The sequence below is a fragment of the Flavobacterium mesophilum genome (assembly GCF_039581405.1).
GTDB lineage: Bacteria > Bacteroidota > Bacteroidia > Flavobacteriales > Flavobacteriaceae > Flavobacterium.
The window spans coordinates 159,896-185,522 of sequence record NZ_JBCPXZ010000002.1; the positions used below are offsets into that span (position 1 = coordinate 159,896).

General features: G+C 35.7%; 15 protein-coding genes. 2 read left to right on the forward strand and 13 right to left on the reverse strand.

The genetic code is table 11. The annotated features are described in order from the left end of the window. The first annotated feature begins 14 nt into the window (after positions 1-14). Positions 15-2,879, forward strand: a complete 2,865-nt coding sequence (locus tag AAYQ19_RS05260) for a glycoside hydrolase family 2 protein (protein WP_343534634.1) — start codon at positions 15-17, stop codon at positions 2,877-2,879. A 183-nt stretch (positions 2,880-3,062) separates the two neighbouring features. After that, complete coding sequence (locus AAYQ19_RS05265; protein WP_343534636.1) at positions 3,063-4,565, forward strand: rhamnogalacturonan acetylesterase; 1,503 nt, start codon at positions 3,063-3,065, stop codon at positions 4,563-4,565. A 125-nt stretch (positions 4,566-4,690) separates the two neighbouring features. Here AAYQ19_RS05265 and AAYQ19_RS05270 read toward each other — a convergent pair whose 3' ends face one another. The 13 genes from AAYQ19_RS05270 to AAYQ19_RS05330 form a co-directional block, all read right to left on the reverse strand. Then, on the reverse strand, positions 4,691-4,867 hold the full coding sequence (locus AAYQ19_RS05270) for a BF3379 family histone-like protein (protein WP_343534638.1): 177 nt from the start codon (positions 4,865-4,867) through the stop codon (positions 4,691-4,693). Positions 4,868-5,090: 223 nt separating this feature from the next. Then, positions 5,091-7,532, reverse strand: a complete 2,442-nt coding sequence (locus tag AAYQ19_RS05275) for a glycosyl hydrolase 115 family protein (RefSeq protein WP_343534640.1) — start codon at positions 7,530-7,532, stop codon at positions 5,091-5,093. A gap of 102 nt (positions 7,533-7,634) precedes the next feature. Then, entirely contained in the window at positions 7,635-8,963 is a 1,329-nt protein-coding gene (locus AAYQ19_RS05280) for a rhamnogalacturonidase (protein ID WP_343534642.1), read from the reverse strand. A 25-nt stretch (positions 8,964-8,988) separates the two neighbouring features. Continuing rightward, entirely contained in the window at positions 8,989-10,413 is a 1,425-nt protein-coding gene (locus tag AAYQ19_RS05285; RefSeq protein ID WP_343534644.1) for a family 43 glycosylhydrolase, read from the reverse strand. A 53-nt stretch (positions 10,414-10,466) separates the two neighbouring features. Then, a complete protein-coding gene (locus AAYQ19_RS05290) occupies positions 10,467-11,807 on the reverse strand; it encodes a TolB-like translocation protein (RefSeq protein WP_343534647.1) in 1,341 nt (446 codons plus the stop codon). Positions 11,808-12,003: 196 nt separating this feature from the next. After that, entirely contained in the window at positions 12,004-13,353 is a 1,350-nt protein-coding gene (locus AAYQ19_RS05295) for a glycoside hydrolase family 88/105 protein (protein ID WP_343534649.1), read from the reverse strand. A gap of 30 nt (positions 13,354-13,383) precedes the next feature. Continuing rightward, on the reverse strand, positions 13,384-14,652 hold the full coding sequence (locus tag AAYQ19_RS05300) for a DUF4861 domain-containing protein (RefSeq protein WP_343534651.1): 1,269 nt from the start codon (positions 14,650-14,652) through the stop codon (positions 13,384-13,386). Positions 14,653-14,717: 65 nt separating this feature from the next. Then, positions 14,718-15,047, reverse strand: a complete 330-nt coding sequence (gene rhaM / locus AAYQ19_RS05305; RefSeq protein ID WP_343534653.1) for an L-rhamnose mutarotase — start codon at positions 15,045-15,047, stop codon at positions 14,718-14,720. A gap of 4 nt (positions 15,048-15,051) precedes the next feature. Beyond that, positions 15,052-16,071, reverse strand: coding sequence for a family 43 glycosylhydrolase (locus AAYQ19_RS05310; RefSeq protein WP_343534655.1), 1,020 nt, complete (start codon positions 16,069-16,071; stop codon positions 15,052-15,054). Between the two features lie 39 nt (positions 16,072-16,110). Then, positions 16,111-17,646 (reverse strand): sialate O-acetylesterase, encoded by a 1,536-nt coding sequence (locus AAYQ19_RS05315; protein WP_343534657.1) that lies wholly within the window; start codon positions 17,644-17,646, stop codon positions 16,111-16,113. 315 nt (positions 17,647-17,961) lie between these two features. Continuing rightward, positions 17,962-19,905, reverse strand: a complete 1,944-nt coding sequence (locus AAYQ19_RS05320) for a RagB/SusD family nutrient uptake outer membrane protein (protein WP_343534660.1) — start codon at positions 19,903-19,905, stop codon at positions 17,962-17,964. Between the two features lie 20 nt (positions 19,906-19,925). Next, entirely contained in the window at positions 19,926-23,063 is a 3,138-nt protein-coding gene (locus AAYQ19_RS05325; RefSeq protein WP_343534662.1) for a SusC/RagA family TonB-linked outer membrane protein, read from the reverse strand. A gap of 452 nt (positions 23,064-23,515) precedes the next feature. Further along, positions 23,516-25,615 carry a RagB/SusD family nutrient uptake outer membrane protein gene (locus tag AAYQ19_RS05330; RefSeq protein ID WP_343534664.1) on the reverse strand — a complete coding sequence of 700 codons (2,100 nt, stop codon included), beginning with the start codon at positions 25,613-25,615 and terminating at the stop codon, positions 23,516-23,518. Positions 25,616-25,627 lie beyond the last annotated feature (12 nt).

Here is a 25,627-nt window from a genome sequence, read left to right on the forward strand (position 1 = left end):
AGAATTACTTTACTATGCTACTAAAAAACACTATCCAAAATCTCTCGCTTGCTGCGTTTGCCTTTTTTCTCACCCAAAATAGCAATGCACAGCAAACCGACAAAGTGTATCTTTCTGGAGAAGATTTTGAACATCCTGTAAAATGGGATTTTTATTGTACCGATGGAAACAACAGCAAAACTTGGACTACGATCAATGTTCCATCGCAATGGGAATTAGAAGGTTTTGGCGAATATACCTACGGCCGTTGGTACAAGGAATTGAACCAAAAAGAGCCAAGCAAGGAAGAAGGTCTATACAAATACGAATTTGATGTTCCTGCATCATACAACGGAAAAGAAGTTTTGATCGCTTTTGGTGGATCAATGACAGATACTGAAGTTAAAGTAAATGGGAAACTGGCTGGAGCAATTCATCAAGGTGGTTTTTATGAATTCAAATATGATATTTCGTCTCTATTGAAATATGGTTCTAAAAATACTTTAGAAGTTCACGTTTGGAAACAATCAGCAAATAAATCGGTTAATGCGGCGGAAAGAAGAGCAGATTGGTGGCTTTTTGGAGGTATTTATCGTCCAGTTTGGTTGGAAGTTTCTCCAAAATCGCATATCGAAAACATTGCGGTAAATCCGAAAATGGACGGATCGCTTACAGTGGACTTGAATTTAAAAAATGTTCCTAAAAATGCCACTTTAGAAGCAACTTTAAAAGGTTTAAATGGAGAAAATTTCCAAACTTTTACTTTTCCTGTAAAAGCAAAAAGTACTAAAGAAAACATTGCTGCTCAATGGAAAAACGTAAAACCTTGGAATCCAGAAACACCAAATTTATACAACTTACAGCTTGTTTTAAAACAAAACGGAACCGTACTTCATCAATATGACAAACGTATTGGTTTCAGAACTTTAGAGTTCAAAAAACAAGACGGAATTTACATGAATGGCACTAAAATCGTGATGAAGGGTATCAACCGTCACTCATTTTGGCCAGAAGGCGGAAGAAGCACCAGCAAACGCATAAGTTTGTTAGATGCTAAATTGATTAAAGACATGAACATGAATGCCGTTCGTGGGCATTATCCTCCAGATACACACTTTTTGGAAGTTTGTGATTCACTTGGGCTTTTTGTTTTAAATGAATTGGCAGGCTGGCAAAACTCGTATGATACTGAAACCGGAGCAAAATTGGCTAAAGAAATGATTACGAGAGATGTAAATCATCCGTCAGTAATTATTTGGGACAATGGAAATGAAGGTGGATGGAATTATGCTACAGATAAAATCTTTGAAGAAAATGATCCTCAAAAAAGAATCGTAATTCACCCTTGGGCTGATTTCAACGGCTGGGACACGCACCACTACCCGACTTATTTAACAGGAATGCACCGTTTTAACGCTGGTGAAAATGTATTTTTCCCAACTGAATTTATGCACGGAACTTATGACAACGGCCACGGAGCAGCGCTAGAAGATTTCTGGAACCGCTATAAAGAAAGTCCGCTTTTTGCAGGAGGATTTATGTGGGCCATGTTAGACGAAGCCGTATTCCGCTCTGATTGGAAAGGCGATGCAAAATTTGATTCGAAAGGTTCATTAGCAGCTGATGGAATTTTAGGACCGCATCGTGAAAGAGAAGGAAGTTATTATACTGTAAAAGAAGTTTGGGCGCCAATTCAATTTCAGCCAAAGCAAGTTACACCAGATTTTGACGGTTCTTTCTTGATTACAAACGATTATCTTTTCAGCAATTTGAATACTTGCAAAATGGAATTCAAAGTATTGCAATCGGATAAAAATGTGCTTTATACGAATGGAACTGCAAAAGAAATCGCGTCTGGAAAAATTGAAATCCCGAGTATTGATCCGGGAGAAACACACAAAATTAAATTAGCAGTTCCGAATAATTTTGCTGAAGGTGATGTACTGTCGATTTCAGCTTACGATCAGTTTGGAAAAGAAATTTATACTTGGACTTGGCCTATTCACAAAGCTTTATTTTATGCTAATAAATTTTTAGCTGTTGAAAATACAAAAACAAAAGCATCAGTAGTAAAAACAGCAACTGACGTTACTTTAAAAGGAAACGATGTTACTGTTGTTTTGAACGCTACAAATGGAGAAATTACTTCTGTTAAAAACGGAACTTCAACTATTCCATTAACAAATGGTCCGCGTCCTATTGGAATGAAAGCCAAATTAAAAGACATTCAGGTTTCACAAGAAGGCGACAAAGCAGTTTGTTTGGTTTCCTACGCTGGCGGAATTTCGACTATCAAATGGACTATGGAAGCTGATGGAAGATTTAAAATGGAAATGATTGTTTTGAAAAACGAAAGAGCAAACGGTGCAGACGGATTTGACGGTGCCTTTTTTGAAGATAAAATCAATTCGTTCGGAATCACTTTCAGTTTTCCTGAGAAAGAAGTTAAAGGAATAAAATGGTTTGGAAGAGGCCCTTATCATGTTTGGAAAAACAGAATTAAAGGAACAACTTACGGCATTTGGGAGAAAGATTACAACAACACAATTACAGGAGAAAGTTTTGAAAATTTGATTTATCCAGAATTTAAAGGTTATCATGCGAATTTATTGGGAGCAAACTTAAAAGCAGGTGCTTCATCGTTCAAAGTTTTCAGTGAATCGGATAATTTATTCTTGAGATTATTTACGCCAGAACTGCCTAAAAATGGTTTCCCAGGAAGCAATCCGCAACCGGCATTTCCAGAAGGCGATATTTCGTTTATGTATGAAATTCCGGCAATGAGAGATTTCAAACCATTGGAACAACAAGGCCCTCAAAGTCAGCCAACAAATATCAGAATCAAAAGCGGTGATGATGGTATTAAAATGAATTTGTGGTTTGATTTTAGAAATAATTAATTTTTTGTTTCAGGTTTAACGTTTCAAGTTTACATACTATATCTTTTAACCGCAAAGCGCGCTAAGGTTTTATAGCAAACGTTCGAAAGTAAAGTTCGCAAAGCTTTGCGCACATCGCGTAATCCTTTGCGAACTTTGCGGTTAAATAAGCTCAGATAAGTCATTATAATTTACATTTAAAATATGAAATCATTTAAAATATTATTTGCCCTCTTACTGGCATTTTTATTCTTCAATTTTACTCCAAAACAAGACAATAAACCTACTGTTTATATGGTAGGCGATTCTACAGTTAAAAACGGAAGAGGACAAGGCGACGGTGGACTTTGGGGCTGGGGAGATTATATAGGTCAGTTTTTAGACACTACAAAAGTCAATATTGAAAATCATGCTTTGGGTGGCACTAGCAGTAGAACTTTCCAAGATAAAGGTTTATGGACTGAGGTTTTAAACAAACTCAAAAAAGGCGATTATGTTTTGATTCAATTTGGACATAATGACGACGGACCAATAAACGATAGTCTTCGCGCCCGCGGAACAATCAAAGGAATTGGAAATGAAACTCAAGAAATCGATAATATTCTCACCAAAAAACATGAAATCGTTCACAGTTACGGCTGGTACATTCAAAAAGTGGTTCGCGAAGCCAAATCAAAAGGAGCGATTCCGATTATTTGTTCACCGATTCCAAGAAACGATTGGAAAGAAGGAAAAGTGCCTCGCAACGATAAATCATACGGTTTATGGGCGAAACAAATTGCTGAAAAGGAAAAAGTTACTTTCATCAATTTGAATGAAAAAATGGCTGTTGAAATGGAGAAATTGGGTGAAGCAAAAGTAACCGGAACTTATTTCTACAAAAAAGATCATACGCATACGTCTGCAAAAGGTGCTGTACTTTCAGCTTCGGTTATTATCAACGAATTGAAAACGAGTAAAAACTCTTTAAAAAATTATATTTTAAAAGATCCGAAAATTGTGCTACCGCCAAAGAAAAAACTATTCTTGATAGGTGATTCAACAATGGCAAACAACAACAATAATCCTGATGCTGTCGGCTGGGGCGTTCAATTTCCGCAATATTGTGATACGACGAGAATTGAAGTAATCAATAAAGCAAGAGGCGGAAGAAGCACTAGAACTTTTGTTTACGAAGGCCTTTGGGACGAAGTAAAAAATCAATTGCAACCTGGAAATTTCGTTATCATTCAATTCGGCCATAACGACGCTGGCGATATTGACAAAGAAAAATTCAGAGGCTCCTTAAAAGGAAATGGCGACGAAACACAAGAAGTAACGCGTCCAGACGGCTCAAAAGAGATTGTACATACTTTCGGGTGGTATATGGTAAAATTTATCAAAGAAGCCAAAGAAAAAGGCGCTATTCCGATTGTGATAAGCTTGACACCAAGAAACGAATGGCCAAACGACAAAGCCGAACGCAGAAGTGATACTTATGTAATCTGGTCAAAAATAGCGGCTGAAAAAGAAAATGTTCCATTTATTGATTTAAATGATATTGTTGCGACTAAATACGAAGCTTTAGGAAAAGAAAAAGTAAAACCATTTTTTCCAAAAGACCATACACACACAGGAGCCGAAGGCGCAGCATTTAACGCTCAAACTGTTGCAGAAAGCCTTAAAAAAATAAAAGATTGCAATTTGAAAGACTATATTGAGTTATGAGTTATGAATTATAAATTATGAGTTCAATACAAATCAACTTATAATTCATAACTCATAATTCATAACTATAAAAAAACCTCGCTTACATGACATAAGCGAGGTTTTTGTTTTTGAATACCTAAGTATTATTTTTTTGATTCTTCGATAGAAACTTTTCTGAATTCTTTCAAAAGTTTTTCAATTTCTAAAGTAGCTTTACGAGCTCTTGGTCCTGCAGCTTTAATACCTTTTTCAGTTAAAGATTCTGCTTCAGTTTTGAATGTTTCAATTTCGGCGTTGATTTTTACTAATAAATCTTTCATTGCTTATACTTGTTAAATTAAGGCGCAAAAATAAAAGTTTGCTTGAACTATAACGCACGTTTAGTGTTAAAATTATAACTGTTTTGGGCGTTTGAGTTAATATTAATTTAACCCGACTTGTTGCAAACTCTAAATCAACGGATTACAAAAATTACCAAATCAACTTTTTTTAAATATTTTTTCTTTTTGCTGTTCTTACTGCTTCATAATCATTATTTAATGCCTATTTCAAAGGTATTTCGTAAGAACTTCCTTCGCTTGAAGGATACACCGCGAGCTGATCGAGCACAATCCCTGTCTGGTTCACCTCAACTTTGATTGTATGTTTTCCTTTCTCAAAATTCGATGCTGGAAGTTTTACAATGGCGCTATTTCGTAAAACATTTTCCTTCCAAGTTTTATCGCGATCTCTCGTATTGGTTTTAAAATTTTGTAAGACATTTTTATCCACCTGAATTCCGATTTCATGGTCGAAACTATTGGCATGCGTTGGAAGCAAACGAACTTCAATTTCATATTCTCCCGAATTTTTAATTTCGAATTCGTAGATCACAAAAGGTTTTTCTGCTTTGAAATAGTGTTGTTTCAACGGAAATAAAGTAATCGCATTATTGCTGTACCCTAAACCGTTAATCGTTTTCCAATTGTAATTTTTAAATCCGTTTTGAGAAACAAATTTGTTGGCTTGAATAGCGATTCTATTTTCAGTTGATTTTTGTTCTTTTTTGATGAATTCAGGCTTTTTAACCGAATCAAAAACAGGAAGATTCCTTGGATGCATCGACATCATTTTATTCCATTTCCCGTTGCTTAATTTAGTGTTGTAGAAATCGGTTAGTTCTTCAATCTTTTTATAGGATTCCGAAGCCAAAGTTTCATATTTCGCTTTTTCTTTTTCATTTGAAGTGATTACTGCTAAATTCCAATAAAGAAACTTATGATTCATGTACGCCGCTCCTTTTACGGGATAAACTGCCAATTGAAACCAAGCATCTTTTCTTTCTTGCGGAATTACCGCTGAAAGGCTATCGACTTTCTCAATCAATTTGTCATAAGCTTTAATTCTGTTCCAAATCTCATTTTCGGAGAAATCGGAAAGCTTCACCTGAGTTGTCGGTTCAGTTTGGCTCCAACCCATGTATTCAGGTTTTCTCAGAAATGCCAAACGATAATATTCTTCAAAAACTTCACTGATTTCAGAACTGATTTTCGGAGAAAATTCTCTTGCCGCCCAATCTTTCAAATATTGATTAATCCCATCCGATTTGATGCTGCTGATATTCCACGCCATATCCAAAAACAATTCCGTATCATACTCGGCAGGTTTTATGTCACCTACATTTACAATCCACATTTTGTTTGCGCCGTTTTGATACGCTTTATTCATTTCGTACCAAATCAAACCTGGTTGCATTGTACTCAGCCAAAGATAATCATGTGGCCTACCCCAATAACTGATGTGATAATAAACCCCACTTCCTCCTACTCTTTTTTGCTCTTCTTCATTACTCAAACGACGAATATATCCGTAATTATCATCGGGCCAAACCAAAGTAATATCACTCGGAACTTTTAGTTCGTTATCATATAATTCCAATACTTCTTTATAAGGAACAAAAGCTTGTGGAATTTCTGCTAAAGGCTTTTTGAAAGTATTAGAAAGCATTTCACGCTGATTTTGAATAATCTTTTCAACCATTTCAATTGACTCTTTCAAATCTTTTGCGCCTTCCATTTTACTGTCATGCACGCCTCGCATTCCGAGTGTCATGATCGTTTCATTTTGCGCCGATTTTAATTCGTCTAAACGCTCTTGCCAATATTGATCAACTTTCGCCTTATTAGTAAAATAATTATAATCTCCGTAGATTTTTGGCTTCCATTCGTCAACATTGTTTCGAAGCATTGGCTCTGCGTGAGAAGATCCAATTACGATATGATATTTCTGAGCCATTTCCTTATTTCCGGGAATTGTAAAAAATCCTTTTGTTGACGGATGCATGGCTGGCCAGATCGTATTGGCTTTTAATCGTAATAGTAATTGAAAGATTTTCTCGTAAGTTTTCGGACCAATATCACCTGTTTCTGGTTCAAATGTTTTGGCTGCCCAAGGTTGCAATGCCCAATCTTCATCATTTAAAAAGATACCTCGATATTGAACTGAAGGCGAAGAAACTATTTTGTTCTGCGAAAGATTCAAAGAAAGTTTTTCTTGTTTAATTGGATGAACATCAGCCCACCATTTCCAAGGTGAAATGCCTAATTTTTCTGAAATTTCAAAAATAGAATAAACTGTTCCTCGTACATCTGAACCAACTACCAGAAGATTTTCTTTTTCTTTTTGAATCAAAAATTTCTCCCATTGACCAGATAATTCTTTTTTGTTTTTAAACGAATTAAAAAGCTTGTCCGAAGTTTGTCCAATGTAAATACCATTCTTTGAAAAGGAATCTGCTTGTATTATCTCTGGACGTTTACCCGTCAATTCTTGAACATCATCTGCAAGTTCGTTCACCGCCCAAACAATCAACGGATCGGTGTTTTTATCAATACAAATGTTAACTGCATGATTGGAATCAGCAATTAAAAATTCAGACGAACTTTTGTTCTGACTAAAGCAATTTATTGCTATGATCGAGAGAATTAATAATAGAAGTTTCTTCATTTTGAGAATGAGAGAATTTGACAATTAGAAAATGAGATAATTAAAATATCGAAACTTTGCTGTTTTAAACTTAGCACCTTAGAAACTTAGCGCCTTAGAACCTTAATTCACAAGCTGTTTATTTACATAAACATTTTTAAAAGTCACATTCTTAATAAGACTTTTATCAATTTCTGTTTTAGCTGACTCCACATTTATATTTTCAAAAGTAAAATTCGATAAACGAACATTCGGGTCATTTTCAACTCCGTAGAACGTATCGCATTTCAATTCGATATTTTTCAACGTCACATTATCTCCGTAAGAAAGTGGAACATCAGGACGACCTTTTAAATCAAAAAATTGTTTCCAAGCAAAAACTGCCAATCCCGTTTTAGCTTCACCTTTAATATCCTCCACTCTAATGTATTCGTAATTTTGAGGTGTGTCTGGACGCATTTTCAGCCACAACATTCTTGATGCACCGTCAATTTTACAGTTACGCATAATGATGTTTCTGTTATGAATGGCCTCGCTTCCGTTAGTTAAAGCCGAATGACAGAAACCGAAATTACAATCTTCAATAATTACGTTTTTATTCGGTCCGTTGTTTGGATCTTTGTCTGCGTATGGACCTTTTCCGCCTTTTAAAGCAACCGCATCATCATTAACCGACATGAAACAGCCTTTTACCAAAACGTTCGTACAAATATCAACGTCGATTGCATCTGTACTTGGCGCTTTATCTTTTAAGTGTGGTGAAAAAATATACAAATCCAATAATTTCACATTATTGCATTTATAGAAATGATTCGTCCAAAAACCTGAATTAATCAATTTTACGTCTTGAAATTGAACATTATTGGAGTTCCAAACAAAAACCAATCTTGGTCTTGAAACTTCAAGGTTCGTACATTTTGGATTTTCCTTACGACGTGCCCAGAAAGCATCCCAATATTTTTTTCCATTTCCGTTGATGGTTCCTTTTCCTGAAATCGAAAAATTATCAACTCCATAAGCGTTTACTAAAGCAGGAAAATAATCCAGATTTTGACCTTCCATTCTTGAAGCCATAATTGGGAAATCGGCAATATTATCAGAACCTTTTAAAACGCCACCTTCACTTACATACAAAGTTGTTTTTGGTTTAAAAAATAAAGCGCCACTCAAGAAAACTCCTTTTGGAATTACAATTACACCACCGCCATTTGCAGAAGCTTTGTCAATTACCTTCTGAATTGCTAAGGTCTGAATCTTAGTACTGTCTTTACTTACACCGAAATCAGTAATTGTGTATTTTTTACCTAACTCTTTTAATTCTAATTTTTTATAAGTCTTAAACCAAACCGGAATTTCAGTTCCGTCTGGGAATTTATCGTTGTTGTATTTTTGCGAAAATGCACTCTGAGAAATTCCCAAAACACACAAAACCAAAGTGAAAAACTTTTTCATTGTATTCTATTTTTATTTTTTTGTTTTATTTTTTTATGGCGATTTCAGTAACAGAAATAAAATTTCCTGTACTTCCATAATTTGTCTTTTTTTTATCCGACCAATTTGGTCTTTCGCCCGTCGTGTAAACGGTTAAAATATAATTTCCCGTTTTCAACAATGGCGATTTATAAACTGTTGTTTCTGTTACGCTTTTACTATACAAATCGACAATTGCTGTAGTAAGTGTTTGCCCTTTGTCAGTTGCCAAAATCACTTTTGCGTAACCCTTTTTATCATCAACAAAACTCTTTAAAGCAATTTGTTGGCCTTTGAATTGTACCGAAAATGAAGCATTTACATCATCTGATTTACTTTCTGAACTAGTATTTATCCAATTACCCGAATATTTGATTTCCTTACTCGTATTCTTCAGAATTTTATCTGTGTTTTTAGGTACCGAAAATTTTCCAGTAACCAAATCAATTTGCCAACTTTCCAAATAATTCGGGATTTGCAAAGATGTTCCCGAAATCGTAAGCGGTTGCCAAACATAAGTTGCCGAAGAAGCCTGTTTAGGAAACGACCAACGATCGCCCATAAACATATAGGTAGTTTCTTTTGAGCCTTGAATTGGCAAAACAAAAGTCGATTGCGAATTCCATGTCAATGTTTCCTTTGGCGCAATCAAACCTCTAAATTCCCACGGGCCTTTTACTGAATTTGACGTGTAATAGTAATTGTCGTTTTTCTCCCAACTCGTTAAATGCGAACCAATAAAATAATACAAATTATCTTTTTTAAGCATTGTTGGCGATTCGAATCCAGTTGTAATATTTTCGTTCACTTTCTCCGTAACCGATTTATAATCATCACTCAATTTATAAATTTCGCCACCATGAACCAAAATGTACCCAGAACCATCTGTATCTTGAAAAGTTCCCATATCCCATTTTTTGATTGGTTTTCCATCCAATAAAATCGGGCCTTTGAAAGTATAGGGACCTTCTATATTTTTTGAAACCGCATAACCCACAAATTGATCTTTATAGGTTAATGAATCGGCGTGCATGTACATTACAAATTCTGATGTTTTGGGACATTTCATCACTTTCACCCTTTCTCCAACTCGATTTGGCCCCAATTTCCCAGATTCTTGAACGGGAAGTGCTTGCTTTTCAAATTTCCAATTATAAAGATCTTTTGACGAATAACAATTAAATCCAGCAAATGCATTGCTTGCATCCGAATGTGCTTCTCCAAACAAATAAAAAGTACCATTTTCTTTTACAATGCAAGCGCCATGTGCGCTCACAATATTTCCGTTTTGATCCAACCAAGGTGTGCCAGAATTAATAGCGTCATATTTCCCGGCTTGTTGCCCAAATACAAAAACCGAATTCATCAAAAGAAACAAACAAATCATTTCTTTTGCAAAATCTTTTATATTGAAATAAATCTTAGTAAACATCCTATTTCTTTCTTCTTTCTTCTAACTTCTTTCTTCTAACTTCTTTCTTCTAATTATTTACGTTTCAACCACTCTTTAGGAACATTCACAATACAAATATTCAGCGTACGATTATCCTCAGAAAGCATCGCCGATTGGATTTCAATTTTCGTTCCATCTCTATTAAAAGTCGGGTGAACATGATCTGCAGCAGTTTCTTTATGTCCTGTTGTTAACATCATCATTTCATTTGTTTTTCGATCAATCAAATATAAACTTCTTGAAAAATCATCTCCAACAGCCCATCTTCCGTCAGAAGATCCGTGAACATGCCACAGACCGCTTCCGCTCTTCGTTTGTCCTGCAATAATCATTTCGCGTGTTCTCAAATTTACAATTGCCAATCCCGTAGGTTTTTCTCTAGTTCCAGAATTTCCCCAATTGCTTTCCTGACCCGGATTTTGCGGATTTCTGACTTCTGTGCTATTCGTTACTTCAACTGGAGCATCATTTTGAATATCAATTTTTCTATGTCCCATAATCGCCATAGCAACTTCATCTTTAGAAATTACGACTTCATGCGTTACCCATTCAAAATCAGATTCTGGATATAAAGGTCTCAAACCTGTTCCGTCCGCCATAACCGTCCATGTGCGTTGTGGAGATTTTCCGCCAGTTTCCCAACAAAAAACCAATTCGCCCGGATTCCAGATATTAGATTGAATATGTCCGACTTGAAATGGTACAGAAACAACATGCTTAATTTCTCCAGTTTTGATGTTCATACTGCTGATTCCGCCTGGACCTGCGCCCATATTTCGTGGACCAAAACTTTTTTCAATTTTAATATTTGGATCCAAATGTCTTGCGGCTTCTTCTTTCCCAATTCTGAAATAAACGCGATCTTCATTGGCATCCAAAGCCATATCGCCGGACGCGCCCATCTCCGGATTTGTAACGCCACAAACACGCTCGTAAGCCGAAACTGGTTTCATTTTTCCTGCTTCACTGTCTTTAAAAACAGCTTCCAGATTCACTTCCATGATTTGCATTCTATTGCCTTCACCAGTGCGCATATAGTACAATTTCATTGATTTTTGAGCCATGCATAAAGTACCAGAATAACCGCCTTCGGTAACTTGAACCATTACGCCTGATTTTTCATTTACCGCAAGAGCATCTCCGTTGGCTCTTTTTGTTCTAAAAATCAACCATTCACCATCAGCTGTCCATTGCGGATGCGTTGGGTATGTTTTTGAATCTCCTGCCGACTTTGTTGTCAAGAAAATCAATTCTTGGCCTGTTACAGGATCTTTAATAATCTTTTTTTCTGAAGGAAATCGCTTTCCAATCTGACCAAAAATCGTTAGACCAGATAATAGGAAAAGTATATTTAGGGAGGATTTTAATTTCATGTGCTTTTCTTTGTGTACCCCTAGCTGAAGCTAGGGGCTATGTTTTTATTTAGCAACGCTAATAATTTATGCCTTATGATTTAAAAGATCATAGTGTACCGCTAGCCGAAGCTAGGCACTATGTTTTTATTTAGCATATCAATAAATTATGATTTACAACTCATAACTCATAATTTATAATTCATAACTAATTGAACTATTTATGCAGATTATCTTTTCCTTCGATTTTTAATTGGATCGAACTATCGTTAATTTGAAATTGACTGTCTTTCAAAAGCAAAATCACTTCAGATCCAGCCAATAAAACGGGACCATAACCATGAGCTGCAAAAACACTAATTGGACGATAATAATAAAATGCAGGATCAAAGCCCATTCCGGTTCCAACGCAAGTTCCTTCGACTTGACCTTTGTCGTTTACTTTTGTAGAAACTGCATTCCACGCCAATAAAACTGCTGGCGCATATGTCATTTTATCCACATAACCGCGATTGATTGCTCTTGCTATAGAATACGCATAAATTGCTGTTGCTGAAGTTTCTAAATACGAATCATTTCGATCTAACAATTGATGCCAAAAACCAGTTCCGTCTTGATATTGAACCAATCCTGCAATGTGTTTTTGTAGTTGTGTCAAAACTTGATTGTAACCTGGATGATTTTTTGGAAGTACTTCTAACAATTCGACCATTGTCATAACTGCCCATCCATTTGCTCTAGCCCAATGAAACTGTGGATGAACCTGCATCGATTCTACCCAGCCGTGCATGTAAATTCCTTTTTGGCTGTTGAACATTCTTTCAGAAAACTGATTTACTTGTTTAACTGCATCATCAAAATATTTTGTATTTCCGGTATAGCTTCCCATTTGTGCCAATGCAGGAACACTCATAAACATATCATCCAACCAAAGCGTATTATCCTGTGGTCTGTTTCGTGCTAAAGTTCCGTCTTTCAGTCTGAATTGTTTGTTGCTGATAAAATCGATATAATTGTTTACTAACGGATCAACATTAGCTTTCAAACCATCTTTTTTTGCTTTAATAAAAGCTGCACAAAGAGCTCCTGCAAAATCCAGTGCTTCAGGATGAAGCGTTCTGAGCATGTCTTTATCCTTGATGTTTTTCTCGTTGTAATTTTCGGCTATATCTGCTATTAACTGCACTCTTTTATTGGTGTAATCAGCATAATATTTTTCGCCCGTTGCTTTAGAAGCCAAAAGCATTCCGGCATACGTCACTCCCCATTCATAACTCGTCAACCTAAAAGCACCAGGTTCAAAAACAATATCCTGATTTCCTTTTTTATAATTTGTTATTTCAGCTTTGGTATTGGCATCAATAATTTTTGAAGCCGAATTTTTATCTAAATAATTATACACTCTGTCCAATACCTCTTTTATTTTTTCCTTTTGCGGAATCACATAAGGTGTTGGATAGTCGGGTTGCATTAAGTGCAAAGGTGCTGTAGCATCTGTTTTCTGAGCGTTTGCAGTACCGAATACTCCAAAAGCAAGTAATGTGATTGTGGTTAATTTATAGTTCATGGTTAGTGTTTTAGTTAGTTGAAAATGAAATTATTTGCTTACTTCAACCGTTATTTTGGCAGAAAGCTGTTTCGCCAAAGTGGTTACATAATTGCTGAAATATGTTGAATCTTTAAAATTTTTATCAGCACTTAATTCCCAGCCAGCGATGGCGTAATAACTGATTTTTTTATTGTTTTCGATAGCTAATTTTGCTAAGTATGAATCTGTTAATTGTCCTGTTTTTGGTGCTTCGATGTATCCTTTATATATTTTTTTCGGAACCAAAATTGCAGTTCCTAGAATCCATTCTCTATTGTATGTCAAATTATCGTGCTGAATAAAACAAACCCAATCACCAGCTTCGACAACCTGTAGCGGATTTTTATTGTTGATATTTGAAATGGCCGCTAAAAATGTCTCGCCACCTTTTAATCCAGTTATTGAAACTGTATTTTCATAACCATACATTCCCGGCCAAATTGAGGTCGTTTCCTGAACTTGATATTGATTTCCAGAAGCTTTCCAATTCTGGTATTTATAACTCAAAACCGAATTCACCGGGCCTTCACTCACGATCTTAAACGTTGTTTTTTCAACGTTATTCAAAGTATCATTTGTCAAAATTCCGAGTCTGTTGATTTTGTCGTTGATTAATAAAGCATATCCACCTAAACCAACAGAATTTCCAACAGGAAAAATATCTCTACCCCAATCATACATTTGGTGATAATTATCTTCAACCTCTCCTTTGCTGTTAATTCCAACATTTTCTGGCGTAATCGCAGGAATTTTTTTCCCGAAAACATCTTTAGAATTTCTTCCATCCAAATAATGTCTGAAACCTACTTTATCATTTTCCCAAGTTGGACCGTCAGTCTGATATTTCTGAAAACCTAATTTTTTATAAACTTGGTTCGCCATTAAAACTTCTTCAGTCGCAGGTTGAACTGGCAAATTTTTGGCTTCTCTTTTTCCGAAACGCACACTCGTTTTAATTGGAAATTTCGGATCTTTTAAAGACCAAGTTAATATTGCCGTTTTGTTTTCACTTGGTGCAAAATCAGTTACCAAGAAAAGCTCATCCCATTTTCCATCGCCATCCAAATCATTTAACTGCGCTGGAATTGTATCCTTTTTACTGATCAAAATAGGAAAACTGTTTGCAACATATTTTGATGCAATTTGGTTTCTTTTGATGCTGATTGCTTTTTGTGGAACAGCAATGTCAGAAGTGTTTTTTAATGTAATTTTTTGTGCATTGCAATTGACGAAAATCGTTGTTGCAAAAACTACAGACAAATAATATTTTGTTTTCATATTTCTTTGTTTCAGGTTTCAGGTTTCAGGTTTCAGGTTTCAGGTTTCAAGTCTAAAAACAAACATTAATCCAGGTGAAAAACCTCTTTTAAGGAAACTGCAACTGGAGAATTATCTGGATTTGTTTCCATAATATCGCCCATATACGCCCACCATTTTTTTACGATTGGATGATTCGGCAAATAATCGAAATCAAAATCAGCACTTATTTTCTGAACGGCAAAAAGCGTCAAAGTTTCTTCATCTAAAAAAATACTATAATCTTGGATTCCAGTTTCAGAAAGCAAAGCTGCCAATTCAGGCCAAATTTCGTCATGTCTTTTTTTGTATTCTGCTTCAAAACCAGGTTTTAATTGCATTTTGAATGCGTTTCGAATTGTATTTTTATTTGCCATTTTTCTAGTGTTTTAAATTTATTTGAACTTGATTGTCTCTATTGCATACAATCTCTCCATTTATATATTCAAGTTCTGCAACTTGTATTGAACTTCTTTTTGTTTCGTAACTGTCAACTCCTTTATTTTCTGGAGTTCTTCCTGGATGTGTAAAGTAAAAAATATACGCTTTATCTCCGTCAACTATTACATCTGGATGTCCTCCAATCACTTTGTCATCTTCACCAGTTCCGGGAGTTTGAAGAATATTTTTTTCTTGACGATTCCAATTTAAAAAATCTTCCGAAGAATAAACATTCAAACCTCGCCAAGAATCTGAAATCATCCAGTTTTTTCCTTTCCAAGTAAAGACTTTTGGGCCTTCTCCTCTATCTTTTACAATTTTCGTTCCGCTGTCCCCCCAATTGTACAAATCTTTGCTATCTGCGTAATAAATTGATTTACCGTCATTTTCGTTATTGTAAAACATTCTCCAAGTTCCGTTTGGCAATCTAAAAACCGACGCATCAATGCATCTTTCCGAAGCTAATTTCAATTCCGATTCAAATTTCCAATCCATTAAATTCGAACTTGTCAAATGAATGATCGAACGTGGATGATACCAATCAGTAAAAATTCCGGGAACAATGGTCAAATACATATGATATTTGTTTTTGTATTTAATGACATCTGGTGCCCAATAGGTCACATTTTTCAAATTGTATTTAATGTTGCAAGTGTCTTTATACGTCCATTTTGCACCATCTTCCGAAGTTGCAACTCCGATTTTTGTTCCGTGAACCCACGTAATTCCTTTTGCGGTTGTATCTTTTGCTCTTCTGTTGGTATAAAACATGAACCATTTTTTCTCTTTTTCATTCCAAATAATCGTTGGATCAGCGGCACCATCAAAAATAGGATCACGATATAGTGGTTTTGGCGCAATATGTTTTTGGTCTTTTTTTGCTTCTTTTTGAGCATTCATTGTTATACTGAAAAATACAACAATAAGATTAAAAAAAAGATGTTTTAAGTTTATTCTCATTCCGTTTTGCTTAATTATTTCACTCGCAGATTCCGCAGATTATTTGCTTTGATTATCATTTAATTTACTTTCCCAATCATCTGTTCTAAAAGGCGATGCAGGCAAATTTTCGGCGTTGAATAAATTCGGTTCTGGAACTGCTTTCCATGCAAATCGAACAGCTACTGGATCTTTCACTTTTTCAGAATAAACTACAATTGTTTTGCCTTCAATTTTTGCCGTTGCCGGATAAAACACTTTGTCACTTCCAGCTATTTCAAACTCTTTCAAAGCTTCGTTGCTCTTTTTAAATCCGTTTTGAACATCATCAAAAAACAATTTGATTTGCTTTTTTTTGATTTCCATATGATTGTATGTTGGTCCAGAGAATACAACTTTATTTTCTCCGTACGTTTTTGCTTTTGCGATTAAAGCCAGACGATAACCAACAGTTTGTTTGTCAATCGGATGAATATTTGTGGCATTTCCAACATCTGTAGTAACTACCATTCCGCTATTCGGAATCACTTTTGACGCCATCAACTGCGCTTCTCTAATATCTGGATTTTGGCCTTTATGTGGAGCAATCTGAACATAATAAAAAGGGAAATCACCTTGATTCCATTCACTTCTCCAACTTTTTACCATTGCAGGAAAAAGACTTCTGTATAAAAATGCTTTTTCGGCGTTGCTTTCTCCTTGGTACCAAATCACACCTTTCATTGTATAATTTGTAACAGGATGAAGCATTGCATTATAGAGAACATATGATGTTTTATTTTCTTCTTTTTTAGGCTTTTTCAATTTAGAAACATCTCCATTATTTGCAAGACGTTCTTTTGTCAAATCAGCATAATAATTTTCTAATTTTTCTTGGAACAATTTTTCGTTTTTTGCATCCTGTTCCAAAATCGGAAGGAAGTCTGTGTTTTGCTCCAATACAGCTTGCGAAGTCCAAGCTTCGGCTTTAGTTCCTCCCCAAGAAGTCGAAATCAACCCAATTGGAACTTTTAAATTTTGATACAAATCTCTTCCGAAGAAATAAGCAACTGCTGAGAAAGTTTTAATCGTTGATGGAGAACATTCTGCCCAATTTCCTGTAACATCTTCTAAAGGTTTTTGCGAAGCTTTTGTCTGTACCGTAAACAATCTGATTGCTGGGAAATTTGCGTTTTGAACTTCTTCTTCATAATTTTTCACTCCTGTTTTCCAAGTTCCGTCTTCTTTTCCAACAGGAAAATACATATTCGATTGTCCCGAACAAATCCAAACTTCACCAATTAAAATATTCTTAAGAACGATTTTATTTGAAGCTTCAATTGTGATTTCATATTGTTTTTCGCTTCCTGCTGGCGTATCAACAGTCGTTTTCCAAGTTCCATCAGCATTTGCGGTAATTTCTACGGGAACATTCTGCCAACCTAATTGCAGTCTTATTTTTTCGTTTGGAGAAGCCCATCCCCACAAATTCACTTTTGAATTTTGTTGCAAAACCATATTATTTCCTACCAAAGCAGGAAGTTTTACTTGAGCGCAGACTGTTAGCTTTAATCCTAAAACAATGAATAATAATAACAGTTTCTTTAAATAAATCATTCGGAATATAATTTTAATACTAAAACTTTAAAGATAAAGCACTAAATCGATATCGGTATCCTGTGCTTCCCTGTTTTACAGAAGAATTGTAAAAAGAAAAAGGCAGTAACAAGAAGTTACTGCCTTCGTAAAATCAAAACCACTTAATTTTACCTTTACCATATTAACGAAAACCAATATCCTTAAAATGATTAATCAAATATATTTATTAAATAACTGAGAACTATCCTGTTGTACCCTGCTCAGACATAAAAAAAACCGTCTCATTTTTTGAGACGGTTTCTAACATGAAAAAACTAAAAAAACAAGTTCTTTTTAATATCCTGGATTCTGCATTGCATCTTTCTCTGCAGCAGTTAAAGGTTTTCCGTTTGCATAAACTCCGTCAAGGAAAGTTTGCGGAATTGGGCGCAAATTATGATACTCTTGAATGTTTGGATTTGCTTCAATATTATAAGCTTTTGCTCTCGCCACCAAAGTTTTAGTTCTGCTCAAATCTTCCCAACGGTGAAATTCTCCGCATAATTCTCTAGTACGCTCATTCAATACCAAACATAACATTCTGTCATAATCTGTACTATATCCCAATTTTGCAATTACCGCCATATCTTCAGCAGGCAAAGCATTCACACTGCTTATAGTCAAATTTGTTGCTGTTGTCGCAACGGCAATATTATTTGACTCATAATATGAGTTTTCAGGAATATAAGAAATAGGAATTCCAGCTTGACCTGTAGTCGTATAAGCAGCTGAACCATCGGCGTAAGCAGCACGGTTTTCACCAGATTTATAAGCAGCACGCGTACGAACAGCATTAATATAAGGTAATGCATCCGCAAATGTTGCTCCTCCCGCTTTTGCCAAACGAATTTTTGCTTCAGCAGCCATCAAATACGTTTCGGCAGAACGAGCCAAAGTAATATCACGTGACCCTTTTATATTACTTAAATCGATTCTGTTTCCGTCCATATATTTACTTAAAGATGGAAATCTTACATCGGCCATTAAACCAACTTTATCCGCAGCATAAGCAACATAGGCACTTGGAATCGTTTTTCCTGTTTTTGGATAAATAATAGCATCCGTATTTTTAGTTTTTGCAAAACGTGTATCAGACGGGCTATTAATGATGTACATGATACCTAAATCTCCGTTCACATAATAGTTTCCTGATTTATTGTTTACAATACTTTTTGTTTGGAAGCTTTTCCAAAAACGAGAATCATTTACATGATCAAAAACATCATATACAAAGTAAGTTGGAGCAAGACGGCTAAATGGTCTTCCACCGGCAAGGTTACGCTTCATTTGAGGCAATTGGTCGTAAGTTGAAAGGAAATATAAATGTTGCTGATTTCCTCCAGTTGTTAATGTACTGGCATTGAACTGAGCAGACAAAATTAACTCTGGAAGTTTTTCATTTGCACCATCAGCAGTTGTGTAAGTCCATAAATTATCATAATTAGCGGCTAATGGGTGATGCGAAATTACCTCGTCTGACAAAGTAACAACTTGCTGTAAATCGGCAGTTTTTGTAGTTGCATTCCAGCTATCGTTGATTTCACTTGCACGAGTCAAATATGCTTTTGCCAAATAATGCGCAGCAGCATCTTTAGTAATTTTTGCTGGTGCACCAGCATTGCCTAATAAATTATATGCTTGAGTGAAGTCGTCAATTATTTGCTTTAAAACATCTTGTGGCGCGGCACGAGTAAATTCCAACTCCACTTTTGAGCTTGGTTTCAATTTTAAAGGAACTGCTCCATACTGGCTAACTAATTGAAGATAACAGAAAGCTCTCATGAAATAACCTTCACCTAATGCTGTTTTTTTGATTGCATCGTTTGTCGAAGCAATTTTTGTAGCCGAATCAATTAAAGTATTTGCATTTCCAATTCCGATATATAAATTATCCCAATGTGTATTTGCTGCAACTGTATTCGCATTAGAAACGGTTACAAAAGCATTAAAACCAGTTGAATAAGAGTTCCAAATCCAGTTTGACGGGTCACCTCCAGCATGGAATTCATCTGTCCCTGATTCTGTTGACGAAAGTGGTACTTCGCCTTGAAATTCAGCTGCAAATACCTGATAATAGGTCCCGACAGCCAATGCCTGAATTCCAGCTTCGGTATTATAATAATCTTGGCTGTAGGCAGTTGTCAACTCTTCGTCAAGAAAATCTTTGTTGCATGAACTGCTCACAGTCAGCGCCGCAACAAGCATTAAGTTGATATATAGTTTTTTATAATTTTTCATAATGATGTTTTTAAATTAATTTAGAATCCTACATTTAACCCTAAAGTTATACCACGATTTGAAGCCGTTGTTTGCGTATCCAAATCAGTCCATTTTACTTTTGTGAAAATCATACCCGGATTATTTGCCTGGCAGTATATTCTCAATTTTGAAAGTCCTAGTTTTTGTACTAAATCTTTATCGAAATGATAGCCAAGAGAAATATTTCTCATTTTTAAGAATGAACCGTTACGGTATCCTAAAATTGGATAATATGCATCTCCAGTACCTGCAGAATAAATTGGTTTTTGATATTCTGAATTAATGTTGTTATCATTATAATAATTAATAGAACGTTGGCTTCCTTTTGCTCCTTCATTTTCTCCACCTGTATCATAGTAATAGCCCATTTTTCCATAAACAAAGAATGATAATTCGAAATTTTTATAATTGAAAGTATTGGTCATACCAAAAATATATTTTGGATCTTTTGACCCAATAATTACACGATCATTATTAGCATCAATTTTATAATCCCCATTTTGATCTACTGGTCTTGCATTACCAAAAGAGAAAATGTTTGAACCTGCCGCAGCATTGAATTTTGCCATTTCAGCGGCGTCTTCAGGTTTCCAAATTCCATTTGATGCGAAACCATAAATTACGTTTTGAGAATATCCAATAAATAAATTGTTGTTGATGTCGTCAAATTTTCCATTTTGAAGCGAAACAATTTTGCTTTTTTGATATGACGCACTAATATTAGTTGTCCATTCAAAATCTTTAGAAGTAACGTTTACTGTATTCAACGTAAGCTCAACTCCATGCCCTTCGGTTTCTCCAACATTTTGGTACGTATCTTTTACTCCAATAACTGTTGGCACACTACTTTTTAATAATAAATCTGTTGTTCTACTAGTGAAATAATCCAAAGCACCTGACACTCTGTTGCTGAACATTGCGAAGTCAATACCATAGTTGAATTGCGCTGTTTTTTCCCAACCTAAATCAACATTTCCTAAAGAAGTATTGTTTACAACTCCAGATCCGTTTGGATAAACAATTCCAACTAATGGAGGTTGTGTAGCATAAGCCGGAACTGCCGCGTTTCCGGTTTCTCCATAACCAACTCTCATTTTTAATTGATTGATCCAAGTTACGTTTTCTAAGAATTTTTCTTTATTGATAACCCACGCCGCAGAAGCACTTGGGAAAAACGCCCATCTATTTTCAGCTGCTAATTGTGAAGCACCATCATAACGTCCAGAAGCTGTTAGCAAATATTTGTCAGCATAACTATAGCTTACTCTACCCATATAAGACAGTAAACCTGTATCAACCAATCCAGAAGAATATCCAGCAAGTGTAACATTTGCAGGAGTTAACGCATTCCATTTATTTTCAGGATTCTTGATGTCATTTGCAGACATTGAACTGTTTTCATTATGATACTCCGTTTGGCTCATCAACAATGTTCCTCCAAAAGTGTGATTTCCAAAAGTTTTATTATACAAAAGCAAATTATCCAGTGTATATGAAATCGTTTTTTCATTTGTTAAAGAAGCAAAACTTGTTCCTGAACGAATTGCTGATTTCCCATCTAAATAAACACCATCACGGTATGAAGTAAGATCCGGACCAAAGTTGATGCGGTATTTTAAACCGTCAAGTTTATGAGAAATTGCTCCTAAATCAAATTGTGCGTACAAACTACCAAAAGCACGTAATGTTACTCTTTGATCTTGAGATAATTTATACTCATCAACCGGAGTTCTGATTGTTGAATCTCCACCAGGATTATCAATTCTGTTTCCGTTGCTGTCGTAAGGAACAGCATAAGGAAGGTTGGTACGAGCTGTAGCATAAATTCCTGTTGAACTTGTAACCGCAGTTCTACCTACGTTTGACTGTCCGTATTCATTTACACCGTAACTTGTATTAAGGCTTACACCCATTGAAAACCATTTTGTTGGTGTAATATCAACGTTTGCCGTACCACTATAACGAACATAGCTTTGTCCGAACAAAGTTCCTGTGTTATCCAAATATCCAAATGAACCGTAGCCTTTCATTTTTTCAGTTCCACCACTTACACCAATTGTATGTTGTTGGGTGATTCCTGTACGTGATACAAATTTGGTCCAATCTGTAGTTGCAACTTTAGAACCGTCCCAAGTTGTAGTAAGATTTCCATTAGCATCTCTCCAACCTTTTTCGATATTTGCCCAAGCAGAAGGATCTGCAGAAGCCAAGAAAATCAATTTATCATTTTCGATATTTGGCTGATCTCCTTTTGGAAAAGCTGAAGGATTAGAGTAGTATCTTCCCCAACGACGAAATTCAATATATTCTCCTGCCGTCATCATTGGCGCATTTTCATGAATTGTTTCTGTCATTAAAGACGTATCGTAATTCAAGGTAAATTTCCCGTTTTTACCTTTTTTTGTTGTTACGATTACAACCCCGTTTGCACCACGTGAACCATAAATCGCAGTTGCCGAAGCATCTTTCAAAACGTCGATTGTTTCAATATCTGTTGGATTCAAGAAATCAATCCCTCCAGAATTGGGATCAACACTAATTTTTCCTGTTGATGCATCAGTAACCAATCTTGTATTTAAAGGAATTCCATCAACAACATAAAGTGGCGCATTTGAAGCAGAAATAGAACGAGCACCACGAATGGTAATAGCTCCTACCGTTCCAGGACGCTCACTTGACGCAACATCCACACCGGCAGCTTTTCCTTGCATTGCCTGTACAGCATTTACAACTGGTCTTGATGCAATTTCATCCGCATTTACACTCACGATTGATCCGGTAAGATCCTTTTTCTTTTTTGTACCGTAACCTACTACGACTACCTCCTCAAGAGAATTGTCTTCTTCTTTCAACACAACGTTGTAAACGGTTGCCGCTCCAACAGTAATTTCTTGTTTTTTAAAGCCGATAAAACTGTAAACAAGCGTATTTCCAGTTGCAGCATTAATGGAGTAACTTCCGTCCAAGTCAGTACTAACACCGTTTTGGCTTCCCTTGATAAGTACATTCACACCTGGGATTGGCAACCCTGTGGCATCTTTAATGGTACCTTTGACTACTTTGTTCTGCGCGTAACCAGAGGCATGCAATAATGCAAAAATGGCTATGAGCAGCAGCACATTCAATTTGTTTTTCATAAAAGTTAAATTTGGTTAATTAATTAGTTACTCAAATTTATTTAGAAGTTAATTCGGCACTATCCTGTAGTGTCCTGCAAAGCAATTTAGTACCATTCTAATTTACAGAGTTTTACAAATTACTTTTAAGTTTTTTTTAACCATAAAATCCTTCAAAGCCTTGATTTTCAAAGGGAATTGAAGAAAAAACTTCTAAATGCGAATATCCGAATCAAACAATATTTTTTTTTCAGATACCATAATTTTATTCAAAATTTTTTATCGAATATAAAACAAATATCTGAAAATTATGACAATTTGAAGATAAAAATGTAATCGATTGCATTTTAATTTTGAGAAAATTGTTTTGCGCCTCCATTTTAGTGTCATTTATAGTGCTTATTTCTGAGCTTAAAACAAAAAAAAAACCGCCTCACGAATGAGACGGCTTTCAAAAACAAAAATAAAAAAGTTTAATAACCTGGATTCTGCCAAGCTGCTTTTTGCGCTGGAGATAAATTAGAACCATCATCATTCAGCAATCCATCAATAAATGTTTGAGGAATTGGACGAAGTTCGTGTTTATTCGCTGTAATATTAGTTGCTGCTTCAGCATTAAATGCTTTAGCACGTTTGATAAGCATTCCTGTACGAGAAAGTGTTTCCCAACGTTGCCACTCTCCTAAAAGCTCACGAGTTGACTCGTTAAGAATAAAGTTGATTGCACGTTCTTTATCTGATGAAGCTCCAATTTTAGACATAATTGCTTCGTCTTCCGCTGGTAAATTATTTGGGAAAGAAGTTAATCTTAAATCTGAAGCTGCAGTAGTAACCGCTACTGTTGGGTTAGATAAATAATACGTATTCATATCTAAGTTAGAAGCTGTAAAGTTTGTAGCTGAACTTCCAGTATTTAAAGGATTCACTTTAAACGCTTGAGAACCGTCATTATAATAAGATCTATTTTCTCCTGCTTTCCATTGTGCTCTCGCTCTAACTACGTTAATATCCTGCATTGCATTTCCATATTGGCTAAGACGAACATAACATTCCGCACGTATTAAATAAGTTTCAGCTAGACGAGCCATAATTACGTCACGGTGTGCATCACCTCTTTCAGCTGTACGAGAACCGTCATCTGTTTTGTTGATACCAGCAAAGAAGTTACAAATTGGTTGATTTTTGAATGTTGGAGCAACATAGTTTCCGTTTTGGTAAAGTACCAAAGAGTTCGGAACAAATTGTCCTTTTTTAGCTGTCAAAGTTCCAGTTGTAGCTGTTTGTCTTTTTCCTGTAGCCCATTCTGGCAAACGCCCTGCAGCATCTGTCCAAGTTGGAGCCTGAACACTTGCACCAAATTTAGCACCATTGTAAGTGTTATCATTTTTAGTATTCAAAATCATTACGATAGCAGGATCACCAATAGCTACTCCAGCATTTGCTGTTACTACAGTATTAGTTCCATAAACCGTTCTGAAAGTTTTCCACATACGAGCATCGTTTACGTGATCAAACACTGCATACGTGTATTCTGTTGGACGACAACGTTGAAAATCCATACTTCCGATCCAAACTCCACGTTTTACCCATCCTCCAGAAAAACTAGAAAATTGAGGAGCAAAATAGTTATAAGTACGGTTTCCGAAACGACCTACAGTAGAAGCATCTCCATTATGACCAGCTGCCATCAAGATTTCACTCAATTGCTCATTTGGACAGTCAATTCCAGTCCAGTTTGCATATAAATCACTATAATTTGCCGTTAAAGGACCACGAGCTGTAATTGCATAAGAACAAGCATCGATTGCTTCCTTAAGATCTGCATCTTTATAAGAAGCATTCCAAGAATCATTACGCTCAGATGAACGGAACAATAAAGCTTTTGCTAAAAAGTGAGCTGCAGTTGCTTTTGTCCAAGTAACTCCTTTTCCATAAGTATAAACTTCACCTTCAAAAAGTTTGTAAGCCTCACGGAAGTCAGCAATTACTTGTTCCCAACATTTCTCTTCTGTCGCACGCTCATAGTTACGAACAACTCCTTCAATAGGTTTAGTTTGAAGAACAACACCTCCGTATTGTGCAACCAATTTATAATAGTTAAATCCTCTTAAAAAGTAAGCATGAGCCAAAATACGATTTCTAGTTTTTAAATCTGGAATTACTTTTTCAGCTTTAGCAATTATCGTATTAGCAGATGCAATACCATAATACATTTCATCCCAAACCGCATTCGGGTTAGTTGCATTTCCATTTGCAGCACCTGTTGAAGTTGATGCACCTACTGGACCGAAACGATTATCGTAGGTATTCCACATTTCGTTTGTAAGGTCATTTGCATTAGTAAACTCATCTGTACCATACAATGTAGTTCCGTAAGACCATTCAAAACCAAAATGCCAACGAATATTACCATAAAGCGATACTGTTAATGCCTCAAGACCTTCAGGCGTATCAAAATATGCTGTCGAATATGCATTTGTTTGTTCTTCGTCCAAGAAATCTTTCGAACATGATGAAAAGGTTACCCCTGCCATTATCAAAAGACCGATTCCGATATTTTTTATATTATTCATTTTGTTACTTTT